Annotated in this window: 30 protein-coding genes; 15 read left to right on the top strand and 15 right to left on the bottom strand. The window is 63.5% G+C overall.

What is annotated here, in order from left to right:
* Positions 1-19 precede the first annotated feature (19 nt).
* On the top strand, positions 20-481 hold the full coding sequence (locus tag NKH60_RS15265) for a MaoC family dehydratase (protein ID WP_352770919.1): 462 nt from the start codon (positions 20-22) through the stop codon (positions 479-481).
* Positions 478-948 carry a MaoC family dehydratase gene (locus NKH60_RS15260; RefSeq protein WP_352772566.1) on the top strand — a complete coding sequence of 157 codons (471 nt, stop codon included), beginning with the start codon at positions 478-480 and terminating at the stop codon, positions 946-948. Before NKH60_RS15265 ends, NKH60_RS15260 begins: the two co-directional genes overlap by 4 nt.
* A gap of 46 nt (positions 949-994) precedes the next feature.
* On the opposite strand, the gene NKH60_RS15255 is transcribed toward NKH60_RS15260, so the two are convergent.
* The 4 genes from NKH60_RS15255 to petA all read right to left on the bottom strand — a co-directional run bounded on the left by NKH60_RS15255 (position 995) and on the right by petA (position 4,594).
* Entirely contained in the window at positions 995-1,540 is a 546-nt protein-coding gene (locus tag NKH60_RS15255) for an adenine phosphoribosyltransferase (RefSeq protein ID WP_352469734.1), read from the bottom strand.
* Between the two features lie 213 nt (positions 1,541-1,753).
* On the bottom strand, positions 1,754-2,626 hold the full coding sequence (locus tag NKH60_RS15250; protein WP_352469733.1) for a cytochrome c1: 873 nt from the start codon (positions 2,624-2,626) through the stop codon (positions 1,754-1,756).
* A gap of 89 nt (positions 2,627-2,715) precedes the next feature.
* A complete protein-coding gene (locus NKH60_RS15245; protein ID WP_352469732.1) occupies positions 2,716-4,017 on the bottom strand; it encodes a cytochrome b in 1,302 nt (433 codons plus the stop codon).
* A gap of 16 nt (positions 4,018-4,033) precedes the next feature.
* Positions 4,034-4,594, bottom strand: a complete 561-nt coding sequence (gene petA, locus NKH60_RS15240; RefSeq protein ID WP_352541007.1) for a ubiquinol-cytochrome c reductase iron-sulfur subunit — start codon at positions 4,592-4,594, stop codon at positions 4,034-4,036.
* A gap of 281 nt (positions 4,595-4,875) precedes the next feature.
* Here petA and NKH60_RS15235 point away from each other — a divergent pair, with 281 nt between their 5' ends.
* Positions 4,876-5,232: a cupin domain-containing protein gene (locus NKH60_RS15235; protein WP_352819963.1), complete on the top strand. Its 357-nt coding sequence runs from the start codon at positions 4,876-4,878 to the stop codon at positions 5,230-5,232.
* 27 nt (positions 5,233-5,259) lie between these two features.
* On the opposite strand, the gene NKH60_RS15230 is transcribed toward NKH60_RS15235, so the two are convergent.
* The 4 genes from NKH60_RS15230 to NKH60_RS15215 are packed head-to-tail and all read right to left on the bottom strand — an operon-like array spanning position 5,260 to position 9,936.
* Positions 5,260-5,574, bottom strand: coding sequence for a DUF6665 family protein (locus NKH60_RS15230; RefSeq protein ID WP_352819916.1), 315 nt, complete (start codon positions 5,572-5,574; stop codon positions 5,260-5,262).
* A gap of 22 nt (positions 5,575-5,596) precedes the next feature.
* Positions 5,597-7,480, bottom strand: a complete 1,884-nt coding sequence (locus NKH60_RS15225; protein ID WP_352833420.1) for an ABC transporter ATP-binding protein — start codon at positions 7,478-7,480, stop codon at positions 5,597-5,599.
* Positions 7,477-9,366, bottom strand: a complete 1,890-nt coding sequence (locus NKH60_RS15220; RefSeq protein ID WP_352541005.1) for an ABC transporter ATP-binding protein — start codon at positions 9,364-9,366, stop codon at positions 7,477-7,479. Before NKH60_RS15220 ends, NKH60_RS15225 begins: the two co-directional genes overlap by 4 nt.
* 27 nt (positions 9,367-9,393) lie before the next feature.
* A complete protein-coding gene (locus NKH60_RS15215) occupies positions 9,394-9,936 on the bottom strand; it encodes a hypothetical protein (RefSeq protein WP_352833417.1) in 543 nt (180 codons plus the stop codon).
* A gap of 283 nt (positions 9,937-10,219) precedes the next feature.
* Between NKH60_RS15215 and NKH60_RS15210 the strand changes: the two genes are divergently transcribed.
* The 3 genes from NKH60_RS15210 (at position 10,220) to NKH60_RS15200 (ending at position 11,501) form a co-directional block, all read left to right on the top strand.
* Complete coding sequence (locus NKH60_RS15210) at positions 10,220-10,678, top strand: tRNA (cytidine(34)-2'-O)-methyltransferase (RefSeq protein WP_352683922.1); 459 nt, start codon at positions 10,220-10,222, stop codon at positions 10,676-10,678.
* A gap of 132 nt (positions 10,679-10,810) precedes the next feature.
* The gene (gene soxR / locus NKH60_RS15205) at positions 10,811-11,257 is read left to right on the top strand and encodes a redox-sensitive transcriptional activator SoxR (RefSeq protein ID WP_352683921.1); all 447 of its coding nucleotides are present in this window, start codon (positions 10,811-10,813) and stop codon (positions 11,255-11,257) included.
* A gap of 43 nt (positions 11,258-11,300) precedes the next feature.
* A complete protein-coding gene (locus NKH60_RS15200) occupies positions 11,301-11,501 on the top strand; it encodes a hypothetical protein (protein WP_352819913.1) in 201 nt (66 codons plus the stop codon).
* A 6-nt stretch (positions 11,502-11,507) separates the two neighbouring features.
* Here NKH60_RS15200 and NKH60_RS15195 read toward each other — a convergent pair whose 3' ends face one another.
* Positions 11,508-11,765: a hypothetical protein gene (locus NKH60_RS15195; RefSeq protein ID WP_023679487.1), complete on the bottom strand. Its 258-nt coding sequence runs from the start codon at positions 11,763-11,765 to the stop codon at positions 11,508-11,510.
* A 103-nt stretch (positions 11,766-11,868) separates the two neighbouring features.
* On the opposite strand from NKH60_RS15195, the gene hemF reads away from it, so the two are divergent.
* The 3 genes from hemF to NKH60_RS15180 all read left to right on the top strand — a co-directional run bounded on the left by hemF (position 11,869) and on the right by NKH60_RS15180 (position 13,767).
* Complete coding sequence (hemF, locus tag NKH60_RS15190; RefSeq protein ID WP_352833414.1) at positions 11,869-12,783, top strand: oxygen-dependent coproporphyrinogen oxidase; 915 nt, start codon at positions 11,869-11,871, stop codon at positions 12,781-12,783.
* A 257-nt stretch (positions 12,784-13,040) separates the two neighbouring features.
* Positions 13,041-13,301, top strand: coding sequence for a DUF1344 domain-containing protein (locus NKH60_RS15185; RefSeq protein WP_352541000.1), 261 nt, complete (start codon positions 13,041-13,043; stop codon positions 13,299-13,301).
* A 280-nt stretch (positions 13,302-13,581) separates the two neighbouring features.
* A complete protein-coding gene (locus NKH60_RS15180) occupies positions 13,582-13,767 on the top strand; it encodes a DUF1059 domain-containing protein (RefSeq protein WP_023679490.1) in 186 nt (61 codons plus the stop codon).
* Between the two features lie 3 nt (positions 13,768-13,770).
* Here NKH60_RS15180 and NKH60_RS15175 read toward each other — a convergent pair whose 3' ends face one another.
* The 3 genes from NKH60_RS15175 to NKH60_RS15165 are packed head-to-tail and all read right to left on the bottom strand — an operon-like array spanning position 13,771 to position 16,311.
* The gene (locus NKH60_RS15175) at positions 13,771-15,039 is read right to left on the bottom strand and encodes a CCA tRNA nucleotidyltransferase (RefSeq protein WP_352469725.1); all 1,269 of its coding nucleotides are present in this window, start codon (positions 15,037-15,039) and stop codon (positions 13,771-13,773) included.
* Positions 15,036-15,668 carry a CoA pyrophosphatase gene (locus tag NKH60_RS15170; RefSeq protein ID WP_352469827.1) on the bottom strand — a complete coding sequence of 211 codons (633 nt, stop codon included), beginning with the start codon at positions 15,666-15,668 and terminating at the stop codon, positions 15,036-15,038. The genes NKH60_RS15175 and NKH60_RS15170 overlap by 4 nt, the downstream gene beginning before the upstream one ends.
* Positions 15,669-15,681: 13 nt before the next feature.
* A complete protein-coding gene (locus NKH60_RS15165; RefSeq protein ID WP_352469826.1) occupies positions 15,682-16,311 on the bottom strand; it encodes a DUF1285 domain-containing protein in 630 nt (209 codons plus the stop codon).
* Between the two features lie 144 nt (positions 16,312-16,455).
* Between NKH60_RS15165 and NKH60_RS15160 the strand changes: the two genes are divergently transcribed.
* The 4 genes from NKH60_RS15160 to NKH60_RS15145 are packed head-to-tail and all read left to right on the top strand — an operon-like array spanning position 16,456 to position 23,284.
* Complete coding sequence (locus NKH60_RS15160; protein WP_352450525.1) at positions 16,456-17,460, top strand: AAA family ATPase; 1,005 nt, start codon at positions 16,456-16,458, stop codon at positions 17,458-17,460.
* On the top strand, positions 17,460-18,374 hold the full coding sequence (locus tag NKH60_RS15155; RefSeq protein WP_352833412.1) for a DUF58 domain-containing protein: 915 nt from the start codon (positions 17,460-17,462) through the stop codon (positions 18,372-18,374). Before NKH60_RS15160 ends, NKH60_RS15155 begins: the two co-directional genes overlap by 1 nt.
* A complete protein-coding gene (locus NKH60_RS15150; RefSeq protein ID WP_352833409.1) occupies positions 18,371-21,193 on the top strand; it encodes a DUF4159 domain-containing protein in 2,823 nt (940 codons plus the stop codon). The genes NKH60_RS15155 and NKH60_RS15150 overlap by 4 nt, the downstream gene beginning before the upstream one ends.
* 3 nt (positions 21,194-21,196) lie before the next feature.
* Positions 21,197-23,284 (top strand): hypothetical protein, encoded by a 2,088-nt coding sequence (locus tag NKH60_RS15145; RefSeq protein ID WP_352833406.1) that lies wholly within the window; start codon positions 21,197-21,199, stop codon positions 23,282-23,284.
* 172 nt (positions 23,285-23,456) lie between these two features.
* Here NKH60_RS15145 and clpS read toward each other — a convergent pair whose 3' ends face one another.
* The 3 genes from clpS to NKH60_RS15130 form a co-directional block, all read right to left on the bottom strand.
* Positions 23,457-23,762, bottom strand: a complete 306-nt coding sequence (clpS, locus tag NKH60_RS15140; protein WP_352540995.1) for an ATP-dependent Clp protease adapter ClpS — start codon at positions 23,760-23,762, stop codon at positions 23,457-23,459.
* A gap of 256 nt (positions 23,763-24,018) precedes the next feature.
* On the bottom strand, positions 24,019-24,234 hold the full coding sequence (locus NKH60_RS15135) for a hypothetical protein (protein WP_352450529.1): 216 nt from the start codon (positions 24,232-24,234) through the stop codon (positions 24,019-24,021).
* 36 nt (positions 24,235-24,270) lie between these two features.
* Positions 24,271-24,615: a hypothetical protein gene (locus NKH60_RS15130; RefSeq protein ID WP_352833496.1), complete on the bottom strand. Its 345-nt coding sequence runs from the start codon at positions 24,613-24,615 to the stop codon at positions 24,271-24,273.
* A gap of 237 nt (positions 24,616-24,852) precedes the next feature.
* Between NKH60_RS15130 and NKH60_RS15125 the strand changes: the two genes are divergently transcribed.
* Both NKH60_RS15125 and NKH60_RS15120 read left to right on the top strand, forming a co-directional pair.
* Entirely contained in the window at positions 24,853-25,569 is a 717-nt protein-coding gene (locus NKH60_RS15125; RefSeq protein WP_352469721.1) for a response regulator, read from the top strand.
* Entirely contained in the window at positions 25,566-26,975 is a 1,410-nt protein-coding gene (locus tag NKH60_RS15120; RefSeq protein WP_352540994.1) for an ATP-binding protein, read from the top strand. Before NKH60_RS15125 ends, NKH60_RS15120 begins: the two co-directional genes overlap by 4 nt.
* The last annotated feature ends 21 nt before the right edge of the window (positions 26,976-26,996 follow it).

Here is a 26,996-nt window from a genome sequence, read left to right as displayed (position 1 = left end):
TGAACAGGATTTCCAGACCATGACCGCAAAGACCTGGGCTTATGAGGATTTTGTCGAGGGCGCTTCGCTCGACCTGGGCACCAAGCTGGTAAGCGCCGCCGAAATCATAGAATTCGCCAACGAGTTCGATGCCCAGCCGATGCATCTCGACGAGGCCGCGGGCAAGGCCAGCATCCTCGGCGGGCTGGCGGCTTCAGGCTGGCACACCTGCGCCATGTTCATGCGCATGCTGTGCGATGCCTTCCTGCTCGACTCGACCTCCCAGGGCGCGCCGGGCGTCGACCAGGTCAAATGGAAACGGCCTGTCCTGGCCGGCGACCTGTTGACCGGCAGCACCACCGTCCTTGCCAAGCGACTGTCCAGATCGAAACCCCGCCTTGGCCTGGTGACCATGCGCAGCGAGTTGTTCAACCAGCGCGGCGAAGGTGTTTTCGAGCTCGAAAACACCGTCATGTTCCTCACCCGCGAGGGCAGTGCGTGAGCCTCGACGAATTCTTCTGCATCGGTATCACCGTCACGCTCGGTTCACATCGATTCGAACCGGAGGCGGTCAAGGCGTTCGCCCGCAAATACGACCCGCAGATATTCCATATCGACGAAGAGGCGGCGAGGAACAGCATATTCGGCGGGCTCTGCGCCTCGGGCTGGCACACCGCCGCCACCTGGATGAAATTGAACCTCCAGGCTGGCATAGAGGCAGAGGTCGCCCGCTGGCCCGGTCCCGGGCCGGTGCCGGAATTCGGTCCCTCGCCCGGCTTCAAGAACCTCAAATGGCCCAAACCTGTCTATGCCGGGGAAACCGTGACTTTCACCCGCACCGCGCTGGCCCATCGCCCCATCGCCTCGCGACCGGGCTGGCGGCTGCTGACGCTCCGCTCGGAGGCCTTCGATTCGACCGGCGACAAGGTCATCGAATTCGAAAGTGCCGTGCTGGTGAAGGTGGAGTGAGCGGAGTTCTTCCCTTCTCCACAAGAAGGGGAGAAGGAAGAAACGCTCAATGCCCCTCAAACCCGATCAGCGTCCTCACCGGTACGCCGAGCGCCTCTAACCTCTCGCGGCCGCCAAGGTCCGGCAGGTCGATGACGAAGCAGGCGGCGAGGATGTCGGCGCCGATCTGCCGCAATAGCTTGACGGCCGCCTCGGCCGTGCCGCCAGTGGCGATCAAATCGTCGACGAGGATTACCTTCTCGCCTGGAGAAACACCGTCTTTGTGCATCTCCATCTCGTCCAGCCCGTATTCCAGGCTGTAGGCGACGCGCACCGTCTCGGAAGGCAACTTGCCCTTCTTGCGGATCGGCACGAAGCCGGCCGAGAGCTGGTGGGCGATGGCGCCGCCGAGAATGAAGCCGCGCGCCTCGATGCCGGCGATCTTGTCGATCTTGAGGCCGGCATAGGGATGCACCAGTTCGTCGATGGCGCGGCGGAAGGCCCGCGCATTGCCGAGCAGCGTGGTGATGTCGCGAAACAGGATGCCCGGCTTGGGATAATCCGGAATGGTGCGGATCGCGGCAAGCAGCGTCTCTTCGAGCGAGGATTTCATCAAGCGGCTCTCCGGGCCTTTCAGATTCGGCTGAAGACGTGAAGGGAATTGGCCAATCGTAACCCGGTGCAGCTAAGTCCGGCTACGGCCATGTGACGCCTGACGGAAAATTGTCCGGCAAAGGGGCCACTCTGCGCCGGCAGCGATGAATCGACATGCCTGCAATGAGAAGGGCGTCTTTCGACGCCCTCGCATTCTCGTAGATCGCAGGGCTCAGTGCGCCACGCCGGCCCACACCTTGCGCTTGGTCAGGTAGACCAGTGCGCCGAACAGCAGCAGGAAGACCAGTACGCGAAAGCCGGTCTTCTTGCGGTCCTCGAGGTGTGGCTCGGCCGCCCACATCAGGAAGGCCGACACGTCACGCGAATACTGGTCGACCGTCTGCGGCGCGCCGTCATCATAGGTTACCTGGCCGTCAGAGAGCGGCTTCGGCATCTTCAGCGACACGCCGGACAGGAAGTACGGATTGTAGTACGTGCCTTCTGGTATGACCATGCCCGCCGGCGGCTGCTGGTCGTAGCCGGTCAGCAGCGAGTGGATGTAGTCGGGGCCGCCCTGGGCATACTGGGTAAAGATATCGAAGACGAAGCGCGGGAAGCCGCGTTCGACCCCGCGCGCCTTTGCCAGCAGCGACATGTCGGGCGGTGCTGCGCCGCCATTTGCCGCCGCCGCCGCTTCCACATTGGGGAACGGCGCCGGGAAATGGTCGGACGGCTTGCCGGGACGATCGAACATGTCGCCGGCATCGTTCGGTCCGTCATGGATCGTATATTCGGCCGCCAGCGTCTTGATCTGCGCATCCGAATAGCCAAGGCCCTCCAGTGTACGGAACGCCACCAAATTCATCGAATGGCAGGCCGAGCAGACTTCCTTGTAGACCTTCAGCCCGCGCTGCAGCTGGGCCTTGTCGTAGGTGCCGAATGGCCCGGCGAAGCTCCAATCCATTTCCTTCGGTTCGTGTATCGGGAAATGCGTCGGCGCCGCCTCATTGTGCGCCTCTTCCTGGGCGCTGGCTCCAGTGCTTGCGGCACCCATGCCCGCGGCCACAAGGCCAAGCAGCGCCAGCGAGGAGAGAATCTTCTTCATGCCAAATCCCCTTGAGATTCTCTGACGCGCCGTCACCGTCTCGAGCATGACCTTGTCCGAGTACCGGTTTCCACTTTTCGGAATCATGCTCAGCCCTTGGTTTCCGGCGCGGTCGTGGCGCCGGCAGGATGTCCACCGCCGCCCTTGTTCTTCTCGAGCACCGCCTCGGTGATCGAGTTCGGCAGCCGCCGCGGCTTTTCGATCAGCCCGAGCACCGGCAGCGCTACCAGGAAGAAGGCGAAGTAGAACAGCGTCGCCATCTGCGCCATGAATACATAGCTGCCCTCGGCCGGCTGCGAGCCCAGCCAGCCGAGCAGGATGGAGTCGGCCACGAACAGCCAGAAGAACAGCTTGTACCAGGGCCGGTAGACTGCCGAGCGCACCTTCGAGGTGTCGAGCCACGGCACCAGGAACAGCATGACAATCGCGCCGAACATGCAGAGCACGCCGCCGAGCTTGGAGTTGATGGGCCCGATATTGAAGGTGATAGCGCGCAGGATCGCGTAGAACGGCAGGAAATACCATTCCGGCACAATGTGGGCCGGCGTCTTCAGGGGGTTGGCAACGGTGTAATTGTCCGGATGGCCGAGATAGTTCGGCAGATAAAAGACGAAATAGGCGAAGACGAACAGGAACACGATCATGCCGAACCCATCCTTGATGGTCGCGTAAGGCGTGAAGGCGAGCGTGTCGGTCTTCGATTTGACCTCGATGCCGGTCGGATTGTTCTGGCCGACGACGTGAAGCGCCCAGATGTGCAGCACGACAACGCCGGCGATCATGAACGGCAGAAGGTAATGCAGCGCAAAGAAGCGGTTCAGCGTCGGATTGTCGACCGCGAAGCCGCCGAGCAAAAGCTGCTGGATCCAGTCGCCGACCAGAGGTATGGCGGTGAAGAAACCGGTGATGACGGTGGCGCCCCAGAAGCTCATCTGGCCCCAGGGCAGCACGTAGCCCATGAATCCGGTCGCCATCATCAGCAGGTAGATGATACAGCCGAGGATCCACAGCAGCTCGCGCGGCGCCTTGTAGGAGCCGTAGTAGAGCCCGCGGAAGATATGGATGTAGACGGCGACGAAGAAGAACGACGCGCCGTTCGAATGCAGGTAGCGCAGCAGCCAGCCCGAATTCACGTCGCGCATGATCTTTTCGACCGAATCGAAGGCGAGAGTGCTGTCGGCCGCATAGTGCATGGCCAGCACGATACCGGTCAGGATCTGCGCCGCCAACATAAGCGCAAGGATGCCGCCGAAGGTCCAGGCATAGTTCAGGTTGCGCGGCACCGGATAGGCGATGAAGCTGTCATAGACCAGCCGCGGGAGCGGCATGCGGGAATCGAACCAGCGTCCGATACCGGTCTTGGGCGTATAGGTCGAGTGTCCCTCGCTCATCGAAATATCCCTTGCCTCAGCCGATACGGATCTTGGTGTCGGAAACGAATTGAAACACCGGCACCGCCATGTTCTCCGGCGCCGGTCCCTTTCGGATGCGGCCGGCCGTATCGTATTGCGAACCGTGGCATGGGCAGAACCAGCCGCCGAAATCGCCTTCCTGGCCGAGCGGGATGCAGCCGAGATGGGTGCAGACCTGGACCATCACCATCCAGGCTTCCTTGCCCGGCGTGGTCCGGTTGGCGTCGGTTGCCGGCGCGTCGGCCGGCAGGTTGGCATTGCGGGCAATTGGATCCTTGAGTTCGGCGAGATTGACCGCCTCGGCGTCCTTCATCTCTTTTTCGGTGCGGTTGCGCACGACAACCGGCTTGCCGCGCCACTTCACGACGAGCGACATTCCCGGCGTCAGCGAGGAGACGTCGACCTCGACCGAGGCGAGCGCCAGCGTCGAGGCATCCGGGCGCATCTGGTCGATGAATGGCCAGGCAACGGCGCCCGCGCCGACCACTGCGGCCATGCCGGTGGCGACGTAGAGAAAATCACGACGGTTGGGATCCTGGGTGTCGGTTGCGCTCACGGGTGCCTGATCCTTTCGCCTCTTCCGTGCCGGCGGCCGAGCCTTGTTCCCCGCTCAATCGCGCCGGCCCGACAGCGCATGGCGAACAGGCTAGCGAATTCCTCCGGCATTTGGGACTTGGGTTTATGCGTGAAGCCTGTTTTTGTCCAGACGGGTGAAGGCACAAGGGCAGATTGTCGCGGGGGCGTAATTCGCACGGCGGAACGATTGGAAAACAGCAGCAAAACCAAATGGCTGCGTTCGCCTCGACAGCTGGCGCTGGCCCGGTTTATCCTCGGCCTATGGCGCATGTCATAGACCGCGGCAAATGGGCCGAAGCGCCCGACCGCTGGCCCGACCACTGGCAGGGCGAGCTGCAAGGCGGAGCTTACGGCTCCCGCAGCTGCCTGATCTTCAACTACCTGCCCGAGATCGGCGGCGGCCCCAGGCTGCACAGCCATCCCTATTGCGAGATTTTTATTATCCGGACCGGCACCGGCCTGTTCACCGTCGGCGACCGGCAGATCGAGGCCACCGCCGGCCAGATCCTGGTCGTACCGCCGAACACGCCGCACAAATTCACCAATGTCGGGCCAGGCCCGCTGGAAACCACCGACATACACGAGAACGGCAGCTTCATCACCGAGTGGCTGGAATAACGCTTCTCAAACCAGTTCCGGTTCGGATCATGCGCTGGCGCCGAGCCTGGCCAGCACGGCGTTGGGAATGTTGTATTCCCGGATCACCGCGTCGTGCTTGCGAAGGCCGCAGAGTTCGCGCTGGATGAAATACCCGTGCACCGCTTCGGCTGCATCCCTGAGCAGCCGGGCGCGGTCGACATCGTCGCAATTCTCGCGCAGCCTCGTCAATGTTTCCTCGACGCGCCGGCCGGCGCGGCCGAGCGCGGCCGCCTTCTCGCCGAGGATTTCATGGCCAAGCAGGTCCAACGCGCTCTCCTGCGCGCCGGACCGTCCGAAATTCGATGGCATTCTCACCGCCATGGTCTACTCCGGTCTTTAGAAACTACTCCGCCGGCCGGGTCTCGGCCAGCGCGCTCTCCTCGTTGAACAGGAAACCTCCGGACTGCCGCTTCCACAGCCTGGCATAGAGCCCGTCGAGCCCGACCAGCTCGTCATGCGTGCCTTGCTCGACGATGCGGCCCTCGTCGAGCACCACCAGCCGGTCGAGTGCCGCAATGGTCGACAGCCGATGCGCGATGGCGATGACCGTCTTGCCTTCCATCAGCCTTGCCAGATTTTCCTGGATCGCCGCCTCGATGTCGGAATCGAGCGCCGAGGTCGCCTCATCGAGCACCAGGATCGGCGCATCCTTGAGGAAGACGCGGGCGATCGCCACGCGCTGGCGCTGGCCGCCGGAGAGCTTGACGCCGCGCTCGCCGACATAGGCCTCGTAGCCGATACGATCGCGATTGTCGCGCAGACCGAGGATGAACTCGTGCGCCTCGGCCTTCTTCGCTGCCGCGACCACCTCGGCGTCGGTCGCTTCCGGCATGCCGAGCTTGATGTTGTCGCGCAGCGAGCGGTGGAAAAGTGCCGTATCCTGGCTGACGACGCCGATATTGGCGCGCAGCGAATTCTGCGTGACCCTGGAGACGTCCTGCCCGTCAATGGTGATCTTGCCGCTCTCGAGGTCGTAGAGGCGCAGGATCAGATTGACCAAGGTCGTCTTGCCGGCGCCGGACGGGCCGACCAGGCCGACCTTTTCGCCCTGCCGCACGACGAGGTCGATGCCGTTGAGCACGCCGGACCCCTTGCCGTAGTGGAACTCCACATTGCTGACGTTGATGCGCCCGCCGCCGACGACAAGCTCTTTCGCGTCCGGCGCATCGGTCAGGCCGAGCGGCTGTGAGATCAGCGCCTTGGAATTCTCCAGCACGCCGAGGTTCCGCAAGATGCCGTTGAGCTGCATCATCAGCCGGCCGAGCAGCATGTTCAGCCGCAGCACCAAAGACAGCGTGAAAGCCACGGCGCCGACTGTGATCGAACCCTCGACCCAGAGATAAACGGCAAAGCAGGCGATCGCCGTGATCATAATGCCCGACAGCATCGTCAGCGCCATGCGCACGCCGGTCAGCCTGCGGGTGAACGGGCGCAGCGCGTCGAGATAGATGTCGAAGCCGTTCCTGATGTAGCGGTCGTCGCCATCGGCCGAGAACAGTTTCAACGTCTGCACGTTCGAATAGGAATCGACAAGGCGGCCGGTGATCATCGAGCCGGCTTCGGCGGTGGCTTCGGCATGTTTGCGGATTGCCGGCAAATAGCGCCTGGCCAGAAAGCCGAAGGCGGTAATCCAGATCACCACCAGCACCGCCAGCCGGAGATCGAGCCCGGCGACCAGCGCCAGCGTCGTCACCGTATAGACGACCATGAACCAGACCACCTCGATGAAGCTTTCCATCAGATCGCCGGTCGCCTGTCCCGCCTGCCAGACCTTGGTCGCGATACGCCCGGCAAAGTCGTTCTGGAAGAAGGCGTAGGATTGGCGCGAGACATGGCGATGCGCCTGCCAGCGCACCAGATTATAGAAACCCGGCGTGATCGTCTGCTCGTCGACCAGCGCCGACAGGCCGACGACAATGGTGCGGATGACCAGCACCACCGCGATCATGAAGACAAGTTCCGGGCCGGCGGCAGTCCACAGAGCGTGCCAGCTGCGTTCACCGGGAAGCTGGTCGAGGATGTCGACCAGCCGCCCGACGAAATAGAACAGTCCGGCTTCGACCAGCGGCGCGATGCCGCCGATCACCAGCATGGCGAAGAAGGCGATCTTCGCCTGCCCGACATAATGCCAGAGGAAACCCCTGACGCCGGCAGGTGGGCGAAGGTCCGCAGGCTCGCGGAATGGATAGACCCAGTTCTCGAACCAGCGGTAGATGGCAGTCATCATTCGGCGGCTTCACCCTTGGCGATTGCATCGTTGGCGGCTGCATCGTTGGCGGAGGGGCCGTCGTCGAGCAGGAAGCCGCCCGACTGGCGTTGCCAGAGCTGGGCGTAGAGCCCGCCGCTGGCAACCAGTTCCTCATGCGAACCTTCCTCGATGACGCGGCCCTTGTCCATAACGACGAGCCGGTCCATGGCGGCGATCGTCGACAGCCGGTGCGCAATGGCGATGACGGTCTTGCCTTGCATCAGTCTGTAGAGGTTCTCCTGGATGGCCGCCTCGGCCTCGGAATCGAGGGCGGAGGTCGCTTCGTCGAGGATAAGGATTGGTGCGTCCTTCAGCATGACACGGGCTATGGCGATGCGTTGCCGCTGGCCGCCGGACAATTTGACGCCGCGATCACCGACATGCGCGTCGAAACCCTTTCGACCGTTAGAATCCGACAATCCGGCGATGAAATCCAGCGCCTCGGCGCGCCGCGCCGCCTCGATCAGCATCTGGTCGCTGGCGTCCGGCCGGCCATAGAGGATATTCTCGCGCACCGAGCGATGCAGCAGCGAGGTGTCCTGCGTGACCATGCCGATCTGGGCGCGCAGCGAGTCCTGCGTCACCGCCGCAATGTCCTGGCCGTCGATCAGGACCTTGCCGCTTTCGAGGTCATAGAAGCGCAACAGAAGATTGACCAGCGTCGACTTGCCGGCACCCGAACGGCCGACGATGCCGACCTTCTCGCCCGGCTTCACCGTCAGCGACAGGCTTTCGATCACGCCCTTCTGCTTGCCATAGTGGAAGCGGATGTCCTCAAAACGGATCTCCCCCTTGGTCACGGCAATATCCTTGGCGCCAGGCCGGTCTTCGACGAGGCGCGGCAGCGAGATCGAGGCGATGCCGTCCTGCACCGTGCCGATATTCTCGAACAGCGTGGACATCTCCCACATGATCCATTGCGACATGCCCCAGAGCCGAAGCACGAGGCCGATGACCAGGGCGACGGCGCCGATCGTCACGGCTTGGCCGAGCCACAGCCATAGCGAGATTGCGGTGACTGAAAACAACAGCAGCGAATTCAGGACGTAGAGCAGGCCGTAGAGCTGAGTCACCAACCGCATCGACCGGTAAACGGTGTCGAGAAAGCCGGCCATACCGTCCTTGGCGAAGGATGCCTCGCGCCGCGCATGCGAGAACAGCTTGACCGTCTGGATGTTGGAGTAGCTGTCGACGACACGGCCGGTCATGGTCGAGCGCGCATTGGCCTGCTCCTCGCCGACCTTGCCCAGCCGCGGGATGAAATAGCGCAACAGCAGGACATATCCGGCAAGCCAGACGGCAAGCGGCGCAGCCAGCCGCCAGTCTGCCGAGCCGACGATGAACAGCATGCCGAGAAAATAGACGACGATATAGTTGAGCACATCGATGAGCTTGATGACGCACTCGCGCACCGCGAGCGCGGTCTGCATCAGCTTGGTCGCGATGCGCCCGGCAAACTCGTCCTGATAGAAGCTCATCGACTGCTTGAGCAGGTAACGATGCACCTGCCAGCGGATACGCATCGGATAATTACCCATCAGCGTCTGCTGGTTGAGCAGCGAATGGAACCAGACCGTCGCCGGCAGCGCGAAAACCACGATGAAGGCCATCCCGGCCAGCTTCAAGCCTTCGGTCTGCAGGAATGTCTCGCGATTCTGTCCGGACAGCCAGTCGACGATCCGGCCCATGAAGCCGAACATCCACACCTCGGCAAGGGCGATGGCCGTCACCAGTACCGCATCGAGAGCGATGTAGGGCCACGCGCCGCGCGTATAATGCACGCAGAAGGCGATCAGTGTCCGCGGCGGCTCGACCGGCTCCTTGGCAGGGAACGGATCGAGCCTTTTTTCAAACCAGCTAAACATAGAGATGCTCACAATACCTGTTTCCGCTCACGCGGCACGCGAACGGACGGGGTGCCCAGACCGCATGGCGTCAAGGACCGGCGATACGGAATCGTCCGCCTCGCCGGTCCTGCTTCGCGCTATATAGGTTGTCGCGGGCCTTTCGCCGACAGTCTCGTTTGACGATGCTGACGACGTTTTGACGATCCGGATTTTCGCGCTGGTTTTTGCACCAGGCCGGATCAGCCTGATGATCCGGCGCACCAGCGACGGCCGGCTATAGTCCGGAACGGCGCGCGAGAAATCGACGTCCGGCAGCATACCGCGATGCGGACGCCGGCGGGTCTCGGCGTGAACCGCCGACGAGTAGGTCTCGCCGATCAAAAGCGCCCAGGTCGCAGTCTTCCGCTCGTGCAGGCTTCTTGAGCCGGGTATTCTACAGGGATCGAACATCGGTCCGTCCTCCAGTTGAAGATGCAGGTAGAAGGGTGAACCAACCCAGGCCGCGGGCACGCGCGGCGCGGCAATGGTGGCATCGGTCGAAGCGTGTTCAGGTGGGGCGTTCAGCCCCTTCCACAGCTTGAAAAACATCGCAGGATTCCTTCAAAGGCCGAAAAAGGTTTCGGCGGGAATCGGTGCGATTGAAGTCTAGAAGGTCAGGAGAATCGTCGTACCGAAACCGCCGTCGGGCTGGTAAGCCCACGAGAGGGGTGGTGGATGTGCATGGCCATCATGAATTACCCCTCCGTCGGTTCGGGTTGACAATGCTGGCCGTATAACCGACTTCGCAGAAAATGACCACCCGCCAGTCCAGGAATTTCCAAAACCGCGAGAGCTCTGTGGCTGATCTGCCACTTATTAGAAAGACGCGGAAATGAACGACCGTCTCCGCATCGCGCTCTACCAGCCTGATATCGCCGGCAACACCGGGACAATCCTGCGCTTCGCCGCTTGCCTCGGTCTCGGCGTCGACATCATCGAACCGGCGGGCTTCCCGCTCGGTGACCGGGCGCTGAAACGGGCCGGCATGGACTACCTCGAAATGGCGGCGCTCACCCGGCACGTCGACTGGCACGCCTTCGAGGACTGGCGCAAGCTTGCCAAGCGGCGGCTGGTGCTGCTGTCGACCAAAGCCACGACCCCTTACACCAGCTTCGCCTTCGGCGATGACGACATTCTTCTGTTCGGCCGCGAATCCGCAGGCGTTCCGGATCTTGTCCATCAAGCGGCGGATGCCCAATTGACCATTCCCATGCAAGACGCTGCGCGCAGCATCAACGTCGCGCTTTCCGTCGCCATGGTGGCGGGTGAAGCCATCCGGCAACTCGGATAACGGCACTCCGTCTCCCGTCATCCTGGCCCAGGCGCACATCACCATCTCCTTGGTTTGCAGATCCCGGGTTTCTTCGCTACAAGCTCAACTTAACTTTAGGTCAAGCGAAAAAATCGGAACGGAAAAAGAGGGATGGCACCGGTAACGGAATTGACGGTCGGCCAAGTGGCCATGCGCAGCGGTGTGGCGGTGTCGGCGCTACATTTCTATGAGGCCCGCGGGCTGATCCGCAGCCACCGGACGTCAGGCAACCAGCGGCGCTACGGCCGCGACGTGCTGCGCCGTGTCGCGATCATCAAGGTAGCGCAGGAGGTCGGTATCTCACTGGCCGAGATCGGCACGGCCCTTGCGTCACTGCCCGAGGGCCGCACGCCGACGCGCGATGACTGGAACCTGCTATCGACCGCCTGGCGCGACGGGCTCGACCACAAGATCGCCCAGCTGAAGAAACTGCGCGACGGGCTGACCGACTGCATCGGCTGCGGCTGCATGTCGATCGACAAGTGCCCGTTGAGGAACAAGGGCGACCGGCTGGCAAGGGAGGGGACCGGGGCGCGGCGGCTGATTGTTGCATCCTAAATGGAAGCAGTGCGATTATGGTGCGATACGGAAGGGAACCTCAGTGCTGGGACATCTAATCCAAGCAGAAGAAGAGACACAGCTCATCGTGATCTATCGGATCGATTCCGGCGGCATGCCAACGCCCTATACGTCCTTGAGCTTCGATGAGGCGCAGAAAATGGGCTTCGAAAAATTCGGCAAGCTACTTGGTGAGAACCTAATTCTAGATTCTCCAAAATTGCGCGATCTATTTTTGTCGTGACATCCCTTAATCTGCTGCCGGCAACCGTCGTATCGTGAACTCGATCACGTCGCCCGGCCGCTCGAACCAGCTTTCGATCTCGGTCCAATAGGCCTGCTTGGGAAAGCGCTCGAACCATTCCTTCGCCTTGAGACGAGCGTCGGAGCGCGGCAGCACGAAGGTCTCGCGCAGGAAGCCGTCGCGCGGCATGCGCGCGTTCTCGGCGCGCGAACGGTCGAGCCTCTTCTTCAGGCCATCCAGCGGCGGTCTTGCCGGGGTGCGCACGAAAGAACTCCATTGACACTTGACCCTTGCACCCAAGAGATTAGGGATCGCGGCCGGAAAAGACGAGTCATTTGTCGGGCGCGCCCGCAACCGGAGACAGGATTTGCAACGACCCGAGATACCGGCGGGGCTGCCAGCCGACATCGAACAGAAGAAGACGAAGGCACGGCTGTGGTTCGAGACGTTGTGCGAGCGCATCTGTGCCAGCTTCGAGCAGATCGAGCAGGACCTGCAGGGGCCGCAGGCTAGCTGGTCGCCCGGCCGCTTCGAAAAGACGCCGTGGCAACGCGATGCCGGCAAGGGCGGCGGCGGTATCATGTCGATGATGCACGGCCGCGTCTTCGAGAAGGTCGGCGTCCACACCTCGACCGTCCACGGCGAGTTCTCGCCCGAATTCAGGAAGCAGATGCCGGGCGCCGAAGAGGACCCCTCCTTCTGGGCAAGCGGCATTTCGCTGATCGCCCATCCGTGGAACCCCAACGTGCCGGCCGTGCATATGAACACGCGCATGGTCGTCACCTCGCGCCAGTGGTTCGGCGGCGGCGCCGATCTGACACCGGTGCTCGACCGCCGCCGCAGCCAGGACGACCCCGACACGATCGCCTTCCACAGAGCGATGCAATTTGCGTGCGAGAAGAACGCGGCGATCGCCGACTACGTGAAATTCAAAGCCTGGTGCGACGAGTACTTCTACCTGCCGCACCGTGACGAGCCACGCGGTACCGGCGGTATCTTCTTCGACTGGCTGCATTCGGATGAGGACAAAGGCGGCTGGGACGCCGATTTCAACTTCGTCCAGGACGTCGGGCGATCTTTTCTCGTCGTCTACGAACATCTGGTGCGCGCCAACTTCAATGACAACTGGACCGATGGCGACCGTGACGAGCAGCTCATCCGCCGCGGCCGTTATGTCGAATTCAACTTGCTTCACGATCGCGGCACCATCTTCGGGCTGAAGACCGGCGGCAATGTCGCCTCGATCCTGTCCAGCCTGCCGCCAGAAGCGAAATGGCCGTAAAATCTCGGTGAGCACGACGTGAGCCGCAATCGGGTCCAAATCCCCAGAATTTGACGGCGAATGTGGCGCAAGGCGCGCCAGAAAATATCTTTTTCGTCTAATGTATCATTGTAAAGATTGGGCTATTTGTCGCGTCGGGCCGGGAAACGCCGGCGGTTCTTTACTCCCGAGAGCCGCGACCCGACGTGACCGGACGGCCCATGATTGAATCGGGCACCTTTCCCAAGCGGTGCCCGTATTTTCCAGGAGAGCATGCCATGCGCAAGCTTATTATGACCGCAGCCGCCACTGCCGTTCTCGCCTCTGGTACTGCCGCATTCGCTGCGGTCAAGCACACCACCGGCACGATCAAAAGCTTTGATGGAACGGCGATGAGCCTAGTTCTGGATAACGGAGCCACCTTTACGTTGCCCCAGACCTTCAAGGATCCTGGCCTGAAGGTCGGCGAAAAGGTCCGCGTCACGTGGGATATGAGCGGCAAGGATAAAATTGCCGAGGCAGTCAAGATCGTGAAGTGATGTCCTGCCCGCTGGAGCAAGACGAGGTCTTACTCCTGGGTGGCGTAAGAGGGCGGAGCAGCGATGCTCCGCCTTTTCGCAACCCGATCACCAGAGGGCCGCGTGTCGGCTTGGACGCACGGCACTCTAAGGCAACCAAAACCGTTCGATCGTGTTATGCTTAGCTGGCCAGCGTGTAGCCCGGATACCGTACGCGGTTTCCGGATCGCGCAATCAAAGGTCTGGAGCTTCCGTGTCAGTGCGCTGCGCGGCGCTCCAAGGAGGAGATGAGGAGAAGCCGATGAAGGAATTCCATTGCGGGTCGCTCGTACCCGGCTGCGAGTGGCACACACGCGCCGAGGAGGAGGCTGAGGTCATGCGCCGTGCCGTCGAGCATCTGCGCGAGACGCACGGCGAGACGGTGATCCGCGAGACGATGATCGAGGCGATCCGCTCGCGCATCGAAAAGGTCCGCGACGCAGCGTGACGGTCAGGATTCGAGTGCCTCCGCGGCGCGCTTGAGCAGCGCGCCGCGATCAAGCGCAAAACCGGACTCGACCCATTCCTTTTCGAGATTCTTCAACGTTGCACCAAGCTTCGGCCCCGGTGATGCGCCAAGCGTCGTCAGATCGGCGCCCTTGACCGGAAAAACAGGATTTTGCCATTTTGCAGCGAAGGCAAGCAGGCGCGAGAAGCCGCCGGCTTCGAGCAGTGCGTCATTGTCTTCGACCGCGCGGGATCGAGCGGAAGCGAGCAACAGCCGCAACCGGTCGACAAAGCCTTGGCGGTCGCCAAAATAAAGCCTTTTCGCCAACTCTCCTTCAGTCGTTTTCGGATCGACGGCAGCCGTGATCGCCCAATTCCGCAGCCGGCTTGCTTCGCTCACGGAAAGCCTCAATCTCTCGGCAAGCGTTTTCATGCGCGCGGCATCCGGCGGCACGATGGATTCCAGCCTGAGCAGCGGGTCCGGCGCCCAGGCCAGGTCCTTCTCGGTCTTGGTCAGCCCGTGGATGGCATCGATGCCCCATTTCTCGCTTTCCGGCAAAACGGCGGTCAGAACGCCGGCCTGGCGCATCCACAGCAGCGCCCGCGACGGATCTGGCGCCGACAGCAATTTCTTCAATTCCCACCAGACGCGCTCGACCGAAAGCTGGTCGAGCCCCTGCTTCAGCCGAGCACAAGCCTTCAACCCTTCGGCATCCGGCCTACCGTCGCCATACCATGCGAAGAAACGGAAGAAACGCAGGATGCGCAGATAATCCTCGCGGATACGGGCTTCCGGATCGCCGATGAATCGCAGCCTCCGCGCTTCGATATCGGCGATACCGCCGACCAGATCGACGACCGTTCCATCGGCCTCGGCATAGAGTGCATTGATGGTGAAATCACGCCGCTCAGCGTCGGCTTTCCAGTCGCGGCCGAACGACACTTTGGCGCGCCGGCCGTCGGTTTCGATATCGGCACGCAGCGTGGTGACCTCATAGGCCTTGCCGTGGCCGACCGCGGTGACTGTGCCATGCTCGATGCCGGTCGGTACCGTCTTGAAGCCTGCCGCCTCGGCGCGCCGGATGGTTTCCTCGGGCACCGTGGTGGTGGCGATGTCGATGTCGGCGACCGGCTGGCCGATGAGCGCGTTGCGCACCGCACCGCCGGCGACACGCGCCTCCTCGCCGCCATCAGTCAGCGCGGCGAGCAGGCGCTGCAGGTGGCGTTCGCCGAGCCACCCGGCCTTGTCCGCGATCGACACTGGATCGCTCACGAATAGAGCCTTTCATAAAGCGTACGGATGATGCCCGCGGTGACGCCCCAGATGCGCTGGTCGCCATAGGGCATCTCGTAATAGAACCATTCGAGGTCGTTCCACATGCGACTGTCTCTGGTGTGGTTGGCGGGGTCCATCAGAAAGCCCAGCGGCACCTCGAAGACGGCATCGACTTCGTCGGAATTCAGCGTCAGGCTGAAACCGGGCCGCACAATCCCGAGCACCGGGGCGATGCGATAGCCGCTGCCGGAAACGTAGTCCGGCAGACGGCCGACGATCTCGATGTAATCCCTATCGAGACCGATCTCCTCGAATGTCTCGCGCAACGCCGCCGCTTCCGGGCTCGCATCGGTTTGATCGATGGTACCACCGGGGAAAGCCACCTGCCCCGAATGGTTGCGCAGCTTTTCCGCCCGCCTGGTCAAAAGGACCGTGGCTTCATGGCCATGATCGACCACCGGGATCAGCACGGCGGCATCGCGCAGCGCCTTGGCCAGCTTCAGCCTGGGATGGCCCGGATTGAAGCGGTGGTCGCCAAAATCGTCGCCGGCATGCGCCAGCGGCTGCGCCGCGACGCGCTGGCGAAACCCGGCAACGGAAAACGGCAACGGCATCACCTGATCCATCATAGGCGGTCCATCATGCGCTCAGCCGTTTCAGTTTCTCAGCCGGCATGATTGGATAGACCTCGCCTTTGGAACGGACGGCAAACATCCTCTTGCCACCGATGTCGATCTCTTCGCCGTGCTCGACCAGCTCGTACATCACCGGCCGTGCCACCAGCGCCTCCAGCCGCCCGCGCACCAGCACATAAGGCTTCAGGCCACCTGTCTCGTCCTCATCGACGAAGCGCAGCGGGTGTCCCGCCCCAGCCTCGACCACGTCGCCGACATTGGTGCGAAAGGTGATGATTTGTCCGTCGCCGACGCCCGACACGTCCATCTCGACGGCAATGAAGGGCGCGTCGGCGACGCGGATGCCGACCTTTTCCACCGGCGTCACCAGGTAAGTCCTGCCGTCCGCGTCCTTGCGCAGCACTGAGGAAAAAAGCTGCACCAGCGGCATCCGGCCGATCGGCGTTCCCAGATAGAACCAGGTGCCGTCCTGCTTGATTTCCATGTCGAGATCGCCGCAAAATGCCGGATTCCAGCGTTCCACCGGCGCCGGCCCCTTACCGGCGCGCGTCGCGCGCGAGACCAGCGCTTCCAGCCCGCGCGCCTCGGTCGCGGCCGTCAGGCTCTCTTCACGATGGTCGGCGGCTTCCGTCATGGTCACGAAATAGTCACTGTTGTTCCGCTTGTCAGCCTAAGTCTGTGATTTAAGTTCATTGCAGGCGCATGCGAAGCCGAATCGCGGCATTCTCTGCGGCACCAAGGTGCCAAGCGGTGTTTCCAACAGAAGGATCGATGCTGCATGAGCGTTATGATCAAGGAAAGCCCAATCAGCGAAAAGGACATGGTGGCGCAGGCCGAGAAAGCGCTGGCCGACATTTCGAGGGTCCGTGACGGCGTCGGCCGGGTCATTTTCGGCCAGGAAAGCGTCGTCGAGCGCACGCTCGTCGCATTGCTGGCCGGCGGCCATGCACTGCTGGTCGGCGTGCCCGGCCTCGCCAAGACCAAGCTGGTCGAAACGCTGGGCATCGTGCTCGGCCTCGATTCGCGCCGCATCCAGTTCACGCCCGACCTGATGCCATCCGACATTCTCGGCTCGGAAGTGATGGAGCAGGATGAATTCGGCAAGCGCTCCTTCCGCTTCATTTCCGGGCCGATCTTTGCGCAACTGCTGATGGCAGACGAGATCAACCGCGCCTCGCCACGCACCCAGTCGGCGCTGCTGCAGTCGATGCAGGAATACCACGTCACCATTGCCGGCGTGCGCCATGATCTGCCGTCACCGTTCCACGTTCTGGCGACGCAGAACCCGCTGGAGCAGGAAGGCACCTATCCGCTGCCGGAAGCGCAGCTCGACCGCTTCCTGATGCAGGTCGATATCCTCTACCCCGAGATCGAGGCGGAGCGCCGCATCCTGCTGGAGACCACCGGTATCGAGGATGCCAAGGCTGAAAACGTGCTGCAGCCGGCGCGGCTGAAGGACATCCAGACGCTCATCCGCCGTATGCCGGTGCCGGAAAGCGTCGTCGAGGCGATCCTCAAGCTGGTGCGCTCAGCGCGCCCCGGCCAGGGCAACGCCGATACCGACAAGCACGTCGCCTGGGGCCCAGGCCCGCGCGCCAGTCAGGCGCTGACGCTGTGCACCCGCGCCCGCGCCCTCTACGATGGCCGGCTGGCGCCGTCGGTCGACGACGTCCGCGCGCTCGCCGAGCCGGTGCTGCAGCACCGCATGGCGCTGACCTTCGCCGCCCGCGCCGAGGGCACCACGGTTCGCGATGTTGTGGCGAAGCTCGCGAAAGGGATTTGATGGCGCGCATCGGTGAAGCGCAGGCACCGGCAGCGACGCGCGATGCGCTCGCCAGAGGCCGGTTGCGGGCTTCGTTGGTGCCGGACCTGCTGGTCGAGGCGCGCCGCATCGTCAACACGGTAATTGCCGGCTGGCATGGCCGCCGCAAGCGCGGTATCGGCGAGAATTTCTGGCAGTTCCGGCCCTACGTCGAAGGCGATTCCTCGCGCATTGACTGGCGCCGTTCCGCTCGCGACGACCACACCTATGTCCGCGACCGTGAATGGGAGGCTGCCCACACGGTGTGGCTTTGGGCCGATCCCTCGCCTTCCATGCTCTACAAATCGACCGGGGCCAGCGTTTCCAAGGAATCGCGCGCCCTGGTGCTGGCGCTGGCCATGGCCGAGCTTTTGTCGCGCAGCGGCGAGCGCATTGCCTGGCCGGGCCTGACCGACCCGTTCACCGCCCGCAATGGCGCCGAGCGCATCGCGGCGCAACTAATGCACGCCGGCGACCTGCCGGCAAAGCCCGACCTATCCGGCATTCGTCGGTTCTGCGACATCGTCCTCGTCAGCGATTTCCTCGACCCCGTCGAGGACACTATTGCGTGGCTGGACGTTCCCGCCCGCCACGGCGTGCGCGCCCATCTTGTCGAGGTCGCCGATCCGGCCGAGGAAAGCTTCCCCTATGCCGGGCGCACCGAATTCACCGATCCTGAGACCGGCGACAAGCTGACCGCCGGCCGCGCCGAAATGCTGGGCGAGGAATATCGCCTGCTTTATGCCGCCCGCCGCCAGGAACTCGCCGCCTGGTGCAAACGGCGTGGCTGGAGCTTTACCGTCAATCATACCGATCGCCTTGCCTCCGAGGCGCTGGTGCGCATCCACATGGCGATGACCGCCGAAGGCAGCTTTGCCGGGAGGGCCCGCGCATGAGTTGGCTGCCGCTCTCCTTCGGGGCGCCGATGGTGCTGTGGGGCCTGCTGGCGCTGCCGGTGATCTGGTGGCTTCTGCGGCTGACCCCGCCCAGGCCGCAAGCCGAGGTGTTTCCGCCGCTCAGGATTCTCGCCCGCGTGCTGAGGCGCGAAGAAACGCCGCAGCAGAGCCCTTGGTGGCTGACGCTGCTCAGGCTGCTGATGGCCGCGCTTGTCGTGGCAGCACTTGCCGAACCCGTCTTCAACCCGCGCGAAAAGCTGCCGGCCGAAGGCGCCGCCCTGGCGCTGGTGATCGACAATGACTGGGCAAGTGCCGCCGACTGGGGCAAGCGGGTCGCCACCGCCGAGCGGCTGATCGCCGATGCCAATTCGAACGGCGTGCCGGTGCTCATCGCTTTCACCGCCGAGAAGCCGAATGCCGAGATCGGTCCCTTCGATGCCGCTGCCGCGCTCGACCGGCTGCGCGCGGCAAAGCCGCGGCCGATCCCGACCGACCGCCCCGCCGTCTACGCCCGCGTCGCGTCAGCCCTGGAGTCGCTGCCGGGCGCAAGCGTCGCAGTGCTCGCCGATGGCTTGGCGGCGCAAGGCGACGAAGCCGCCTTCAACACGTTGTTGTCAAAGAACGCGGCACGTGTCGTCTGGGCCGTCTCCGACCGGCTGTCGCTGACCGGCCTGACCGGCGCCGACAACCAGGTCGACGGCTTCGCCCTGACCGCCATCCGCGCACCGGGCGATCCGGCACCTGCACAGGTGACGGCCGGCGCGTTCGACGACAAGGGGCGCCGCATTGCCGACGCGACGCTGACCTTTGCCCCGGGCGGAACCACCGCAACCGGCACGATGGCGGTGCCGTTCGAACTGCGCAACGACTTCGCCTACATCGCGCTCGATGGCGAGCGCCAGGCCGGTGCCGTCCGCGTGCTCGATGAGAGCTCAAAACGCCGCCGCGTCGGGCTGCTGTCGCAGTCCGAGGCTGATCAGGCGCAACCGCTGCTGTCGCCGCTCTACTACATTCGCCGCGCCCTGCAGCCCTTCGCCGATCTCGTCGAGCCGTCGAGCGTCGATCTCGCCGACGCCATCCCGCAACTGCTCGACCAGAAACCGGCGATGATCGTCATGGCTGATGTCGGCACCATTCCGGAACAGGCGCGGCAGAGGCTGGTCGACTGGGTCGACAAGGGCGGCACGCTGGTGCGTTTTGCCGGTTCGCGGCTGGCCGCTGCCGGCAATGACGACGATCTGCTGCCGGTCCGGCTGCGCACCGGCGAGCGATCGCTTGGCGGCGCGCTGTCATGGACGGCGCCGCAGCCGGTCACCGAATTCCCGAAAACCGGTCCCTTCGCCGACCTCGCGCCGCCGACCGAGGTCACCGTTACCAGGCAGGTGCTGGCCGAGCCGACGCCCGACATTGTCGAGCGCACCTGGGCCACGCTTGCCGACGGTACGCCGCTGGTGACCGGGATGAAGAAGGACAAGGGCACCCTCGTACTGTTCCACGTCACCCCCGAGGCGACGTGGTCCAACCTGCCGATCTCCGGCAGCTTCGTCGAGATGCTGCGGCGCATCGTGCAATTGTCGCGCAACCAGGGCTCGGCGGTCGCCAATGCCGAGGCAGCCGCCACGTCGCTGGCACCCTATCGCATGATCGCTGCCGACGGCACGCTGGTGCCGCCGACGCCGGATGCCAGGCCGCTGGTGCCCGGCGCCGGCCCGCTGCCGGTGACGCTGGAAAACCCGCCCGGCCTCTACGGCTCGGAGACGGGAGTGTTCGCTCACAATCTGCTCGGTGGCGACAGCGCATTCACGCCGCTGGCCCGGCCTGAAATCACGGTGCCGGTCACCACCATCCAGTATGCCTTCGACGAGCAGCGCAACCTCAAAGGTCCGCTTGTCACGGCCGCCCTGGTGCTGATGGTGCTCGACACGCTTGCCGTATTCTGGATGGGCGGCCTGTTGTCGCGCCGGCCGCGCCGTGCCGGCGCTGCGGCGACGGCAGCCGTCCTGCTGATTGCGCTCGGCGCTTTGATTGGCCACGCGGACGTCGCGCGTGCCGACGACGCCAAACCGGGAGATACGGAGGCGATCGGGGACATTTCAAAGACCCGGATCGCCTATGTGCTGACCGGCGAGCCGGGTGTCGATTCGATCAGCCGCGCCGGGCTCGAAGGCCTGACCCGCTTTCTTATCGAAAAAACCGCGCTCGAACCCGGAGCACCGGCCGGCGTCGACATCTCGAAGGACGAACTTTCCTTCTATCCGCTGATCTACTGGCCGATCGATCCCTCGGCCCCGATGCCCAGCGAGGCCGCCATCGCCCGCATCGACGCCTACATGCAGCAGGGCGGAACGGTCTTGTTCGACACCCGCGACCAGTTCGCCAATGGCATTGGTGCGGATTCGACCAGCCCGGCGACGGAGCGGCTGCGCGACATCCTCGGCAACCTCAACGTGCCACCGCTGGAGCCGGTGCCGTCGGACCACGTGCTGACCAAATCCTTCTATATCCTTCCGGAGTTTCCTGGCCGTTTTGCCGGCAGCCCGCTTTGGGTCGAGGCATCGCTCGAAGCCAGCAACACCGAGAACCGCCCGGTGCGCACCGGCGACGGCGTTTCGCCAATCATGATCACCGCCAATGATTTCGCCGGCGCTTGGGCCGTCGACGAGAATGGCGACCCGCTATTGCCGACGGTGCCTTCGGATCCGATGCAGCGCATCTATGCGCTGCGTGCCGGCGTCAACATCATGATGTACATGCTGACCGGCAACTACAAATCCGATCAGGTGCACGTCCCGGTGCTGCTCGAACGGCTGGGGCAGTAGACTATGAACTGGTCGCTCTCCTTCGAACCGCTCATCACCTGGCCACTGCTCGCAGTGGTTCTGGTGCCGCTGCTGCTGCTGGCGCTGGTCGGCCTTTGGTTTCGCCAGCGCGGCGCGGTCTTCCGCCTGGCAGCCCTGATTGCCCTGGCTGCGGCGCTGCTCAATCCGGTGTTCCTCGACGAAGAACGTGAGCCGCTGAAAAGCATCGTCGCCGTCGTCGTCGATCGCAGTCAGAGCCAGGATATCGGCGACCGCACCAAGCAGACTGACGCGGCGTTGGCCGGGCTTCAGCAGCGTCTCGGCCGCTTCAAGCAGTTCGACGTCCGTGTCGTCGAAGCCGGCAAGTCCGAAGCCGCTGACGAGCGCACCGAGACGCGGTTGTTTTCCTCGCTCGAAAATGCTTTCCGCGACGTGCCGCCATCGCGCATCGGCGGCGCCATCATGATCACCGATGGCGAGGTGCATGACGCGCCGTCCGGCGCACCCGACTTCAATGCCCCGCTGCACGCGCTGATTACCGGCAACGAGCATGAAAAGGACCGTCGCATTCGCTTCGAGAATGCGCCGCGCTTCGGCCTCGTCGGCAAGCCGCTCGACATGACCTATCGCGTCATCGCCACCAACAACGAAACCGGCCCGGTCGATGTCCGCGTATCGGTCAATGGCGAGCAGGTATCGGTCGAGCACGCCAACATCGGCCAGGCGATGCCGCTGCAGGTGACCATTCCCAGTGCCGGGCGCAACATTGTCGAACTCGCCATCAACCACGAGCCGGGCGAACTCACCGACACCAACAACCGCGCCATCGCGCTGATCGACGGCATTCGCGAAAATCTGCGCGTATTGCTCGTTTCCGGCGAACCGCATGCGGGCGAGCGCACCTGGCGCAATTTGCTGAAATCCGACGCTTCGGTGGACCTCGTGCACTTCACCATCCTGCGCCCGCCGGAAAAGCAGGACGGCACGCCGATAAACGAATTGTCGCTGATCGCCTTCCCGACGCGCGAGCTGTTCGTCGAGAAGATCAAGGATTTCGACCTGATCATCTTCGACCGCTATCAGCACCGCGACGTACTGCCGATCCTCTATTACGACTATATCTCCGAATATGTCGAAAAGGGCGGCGCGCTGCTGATCGCGGCAGGCCCCGAATATGCCGGCGAAAGCTCGATCGCTCGCACGCCGCTGATGTCGGCGCTGCCGGCAATGCCGACCGGCGAGGTCATCGACAAGGCCTTCTATCCGCGCCTCACCGATACCGGCCAGCGTCATCCGGTAACGCGCGGGCTCGACGGCTCCGCGACCGAGCCGCCGCACTGGAGCCGCTGGTTCCGCACCATCGGCGTCGAGAACCCCGAGGGCGAGGTGGTGATGAAGGGCGCCGACAACCGGCCGCTGCTGCTGCTCGATCGCAAGGGCGAAGGCCGCGTCGGCATGCTTCTGTCCGACCAGGGCTGGCTGTGGGCGCGCGGCTTCGAGGGCGGCGGCCCCCATGTCCAGCTCTACCGGCGCATCGCCCACTGGCTGATGAAGGAGCCCGAACTCGAGGAAGAGCGGCTGACCGCCGACGGCCGCGGCATGGTGCTTGAAATCCGCCGCCAGACGATGAGCGACGACCCCGGCCCGGCGCAAGTCATCACGCCGTCCGGCAAGGCACTGATCGTCAGGCTCGAGAAATCCGAACCAGGCGTCTTCCTCGGCAGCGTCGAGACCAACGAAATCGGTCTCTATCAGGTCGGCAATGGCGACCTGACGGCATTGGCCCATGTCGGGCCGGTCAACGCCCCGGAATTCACCGACGTCGTCTCCACCGAGAACCGGCTGAAACCACCGGCTGAGGCAACCGGCGGCAGCGTTCGCCGGCTGGCGCCGGCCTCAGCACTTGGCACTCTCACCAGCACCGTCACGCTGCCATCCGTAGTCCCGGTCCGTTCCTCGGGCGCTGCCTCCGGCGATGACTGGATCGGCCTGCGCACCACCGACGACAGCGTACTCAAGGCCGTCTCGCGCGTGCCGCTGTTCGGCGGCTTCCTCGGCCTCGGCCTGCTGCTTCTGGCGATGGGCTCGATGTGGTACCGCGAAGGGCGGTAACGCGGTTTATCCTTCTCCCCTTGTGGGAGAAGGTGGATTGGCGCGCAGCGCCAAGACGGTTGAGGGGTGCTGGACGGAGTGCCGTCCTTGCCAAGCTGGAACACCCCTCATCCGACCGAGCTTCGCTCGGCCACCTTCTCCCACAAGAGGAGAAGGAAGAAAGCGAACCGCCCTACTCCTCCGGCTCCGTCGTGAACATCAGCGGGTAGCCCTTGGCCTTGCCGGCATCGGTTGCCCGCGCCGCCTTGGTCTCGGCGACATCCCTGGTGAAGACGGCGACAACGCAGACGCCGCGCCGGTGCGCGGTGATCATTATCCTATGCGCCTGGTCTTCGCTGAGCTTGAACTCGGACTTCAGCACCGTCACGACGAACTCGCGCGGCGTGAAATCGTCATTGACCAGGATGACCTTGTAGAGCTTCGGCCGTTCGACCTTCGGCTTCGTGCTGGTACGGGGTTTTGTCGTGATTTCAGGCATTGGACCGGCAATTGCGTACGACAGCTTTGCGGTCATTTTGACATGGGCAAAAGCGGTCGTCCATTCAACCGCGCGCGATCGGCTTCCCGGCAGGCGCAGTTCAAAGTCCGCGCCTATGTGGGAACTGCCGTCTGGCGTTCAACCGGGGGTGTGGGCCGGGCCTGGCCCTATTGTATGCACGCAACAAAAAAGACGACCGCTCCAGGCAAATCGCAACTGGAGCGGTCTTCTCATAGGGTAGAAAGATGTCGCTTGATCAGGCCTTCGGGGCTGCCTTGACCGCGTGCTTCTTGTGCTTCTTGACGGTCTTCTTGGCAGCGACCTTCTTCACGGCCTTGGCCGGCGCAGCGGTCGTCGTTGTCGTCGCAGCCGGGGTGGTGGTCGCGGCATTGGCGCTGCTGGCGCCGAGAACCGGCATCGAGACGGCCAGCGCGATGGCGAGACCGAGGGCGGAGAGGAGGGACTTTTTCATGGCTTCACTTCCTTTTTGTGCAGATCGGATTGAGTGTCACTGAACGGGATCGATCGGTGTCACTCCAAGCAGCTTCAAAGCGTTCGCGAGCATCCGGATTCCCTGTGCCTGTTTCTTGTTGGCGCAGAACCGGTTTCCCTTTCTTTGAAGTGCTTTCGCCGCGGTGACCTGCGTTGCCGCGGCATGGGTTTCGAGGGCTTCGTCAAACTGGCGGTTCAGATCGATGCAACGCTCGCTGCGGGTGGTCGCCACCTTTGCATCGGCCGCCTGTGCATTGGCCACCTTCGCATCGGCCAGTTTTGCATCGGCATGTTCGACCGCGACCGTGACGAGCGAAATGGAAAGCAACGCACCCATCAGACTGATCGAGAACCTTTGCATTGGTCTGTCCGTAATCCCGTAACGCGTGTCGCAGCCGATGACCTGACCGCCACGGCACCACTTATGCCTTTGATTTTTTTCGGCAGTTTTTCCGGATTGTAGAATTTTGTTTCTGGATTGTTTCTGGGCAGCCCGGATCGGGCCGCCGATCTCCACTGGCCAACTTATGGCCTGAATTCTATCGTCTGGCTGACAGCCGAAGCAGCGCTTGGGCGATCCACAAATGACAGGTTCCCTGTGAAATCCGACCCCCACATACTGATCGTCGACGACGACAAGGGCATTCGCGACCTGCTTCAGGAATTTTTCCAGAAGCGAGGGCTGCATACATCGGTCGCCGCCGACGGCACCGAGATGGAGACCATCCTACGCCGCGCCCAGGTCGACCTGATCGTCCTGGACGTCATGCTGCCCGGCAAGAGCGGGCTGGAGCTCTGCCGCGAGTTGCGCGCCAATTATTCGACGCCGATCATCATGCTGACCGCGGTTACCGAAACTACCGACCGCGTGGTTGGGCTGGAGATGGGTGCCGACGACTACGTGCCGAAACCCTTCGATCCGCGCGAGCTGCTCGCACGCATTCGTGCCGTCTTGAGACGCAATGGCGCCGCCGAACCGCGACGCGCGGCCTCGCGGCAGATCTACCATTTCGCCGGCTGGACGATGGACTGTTCGCGCCGCCGGCTGATGGCGCCCGGCGACGTCAGGATCGAGCTGACGATGGCCGAATTCAATCTACTGCAGACCTTCGTCAAGAGCGCGCAACGCGTACTGAGCCGCGAGCAGCTGATCGAGCTGTCCGGCGGCGACAGCGGCTACAGCTTCGACCGCAGCGTGGACATTCTGGTCAGCCGGCTGCGGCGCAAGATGGAGGATGACCCGAAAACGCCGAAGCTGATCTTAACTGTGCGCAGCGGCGGCTACCAGTTCCTGCCTGAGACGACCGCCGAATGAGACGCATTCTGCCGCAAACACTGCCGGTCTGGGTGCTGCTCATCGTCATCGCCGGCCTGCTGATCAGCCAGATCGCGACGCTCTACATCGTTTCGCGGGACCGTGCCGCCGCCAATGACGTCGTCGATCTCTATCGGCTGAACGACCGCGCCTTCTCGCTGGTACAGCTGATGCATGACGCCACCCCCGAACAGCGCAAGGCGACGGCCTCCGGCCTGTTCAACGCCACTTATGCGCTCACCGTTTCCAACACGCCCGCCGTTACTTCCTCGATAGCCGGCGACGACGAGCTGGCCGAATTGGAGGACATATTGGTCGGCCGGCTATCGAAGTTCGGCATCACCGACGCGCGGGTCCGTCGCGACCCGGCAACGCACGAAGCCGACGCTCCCGGCGGGACGGTCGCCGGTCCCGATATTGGCCAGGTCGAGCGCGACCTGCTGGTGCTGGCGGCCGATTTCGCCCAGAGCGACAAGCTGACCGCTTCGCTTCGCTTTGCCGACGGCCAATGGCTGAACTTCACCGAGCCGAACACGCCGGCCGGGCCGATACTGAGCTTCGATAGCCTGCCACTCTATGCCTTGATCGCCGGGCTGGTGGTGGCTTCCTCGATCTGGTCGCTGCGCCGGCTGACGGCGCCCTACCGGATGATGGAGACCGCGGTGAAGCGGATCGGCGAGGACCTGAAGAGCCCGCCGATCGCCGAGAGCGGCAGCCGCGAGGTGCGTACCGCGGCAAAGGCGGTCAATGCCATGCAGGCAAGACTGCGCGCCTACGTCGAGGACCGCGAGCATCTTGCCGCCGCGCTGGCGCACGACCTACGCACGCCGTTGACCAGGATGCGGCTGCGCCTCGAACTGCTGAGGAATTCGTCCGTGCGCGCCGCACTGGCGCACGACCTCGCCGACATCGAAGGCATTGCCAGCTCGGTCATCGACTTCGCCACTTTCGAGGTGACCGAGGAGAAGAGCGAGAGGATCGATTTCTGGTCGCTGGTAGAATCGATCGCCGACGGCTTCGACGAGGTCTCCTTCGACAATGAGGACGCGCGCTCGCGCGGCCTGATCTGCGTCGCGCAGCCGGTCGCGCTACGGCGCTGTGTCACCAACCTCGTCCAGAACGCGGTGACCTATGGCAAGAGGGCGCATCTCAGCCTGCGTCAATCAGGCAAGACAATCACGCTGGCGATCCATGACGAGGGTCCGGGCATCCCGCAAGCCGAGCTCGACGCCGTGTTCGGCTCGTTCGTGCGCCTGGAACAGTCGCGCAGCCGTCAGACCGGCGGCCTCGGCCTCGGCTTGACCATCGCCCGCAACATCGCCCGTAGCGCCGGCGGCGAAGTCAGCCTGTCCAACCATCCCGATGGCGGCCTGATGACGGAGCTGCGCCTGCCGCTGGCGGTTTAGCTTGCGTATCGGGCTAAGCCG

Source organism: Mesorhizobium sp. M1006 (genome assembly GCF_040318825.1).
Lineage (GTDB): Bacteria > Pseudomonadota > Alphaproteobacteria > Rhizobiales > Rhizobiaceae > Mesorhizobium.
Note: the sequence above shows the minus strand (reverse complement) of the source record. Positions and strands in the feature narration are given on the sequence as shown.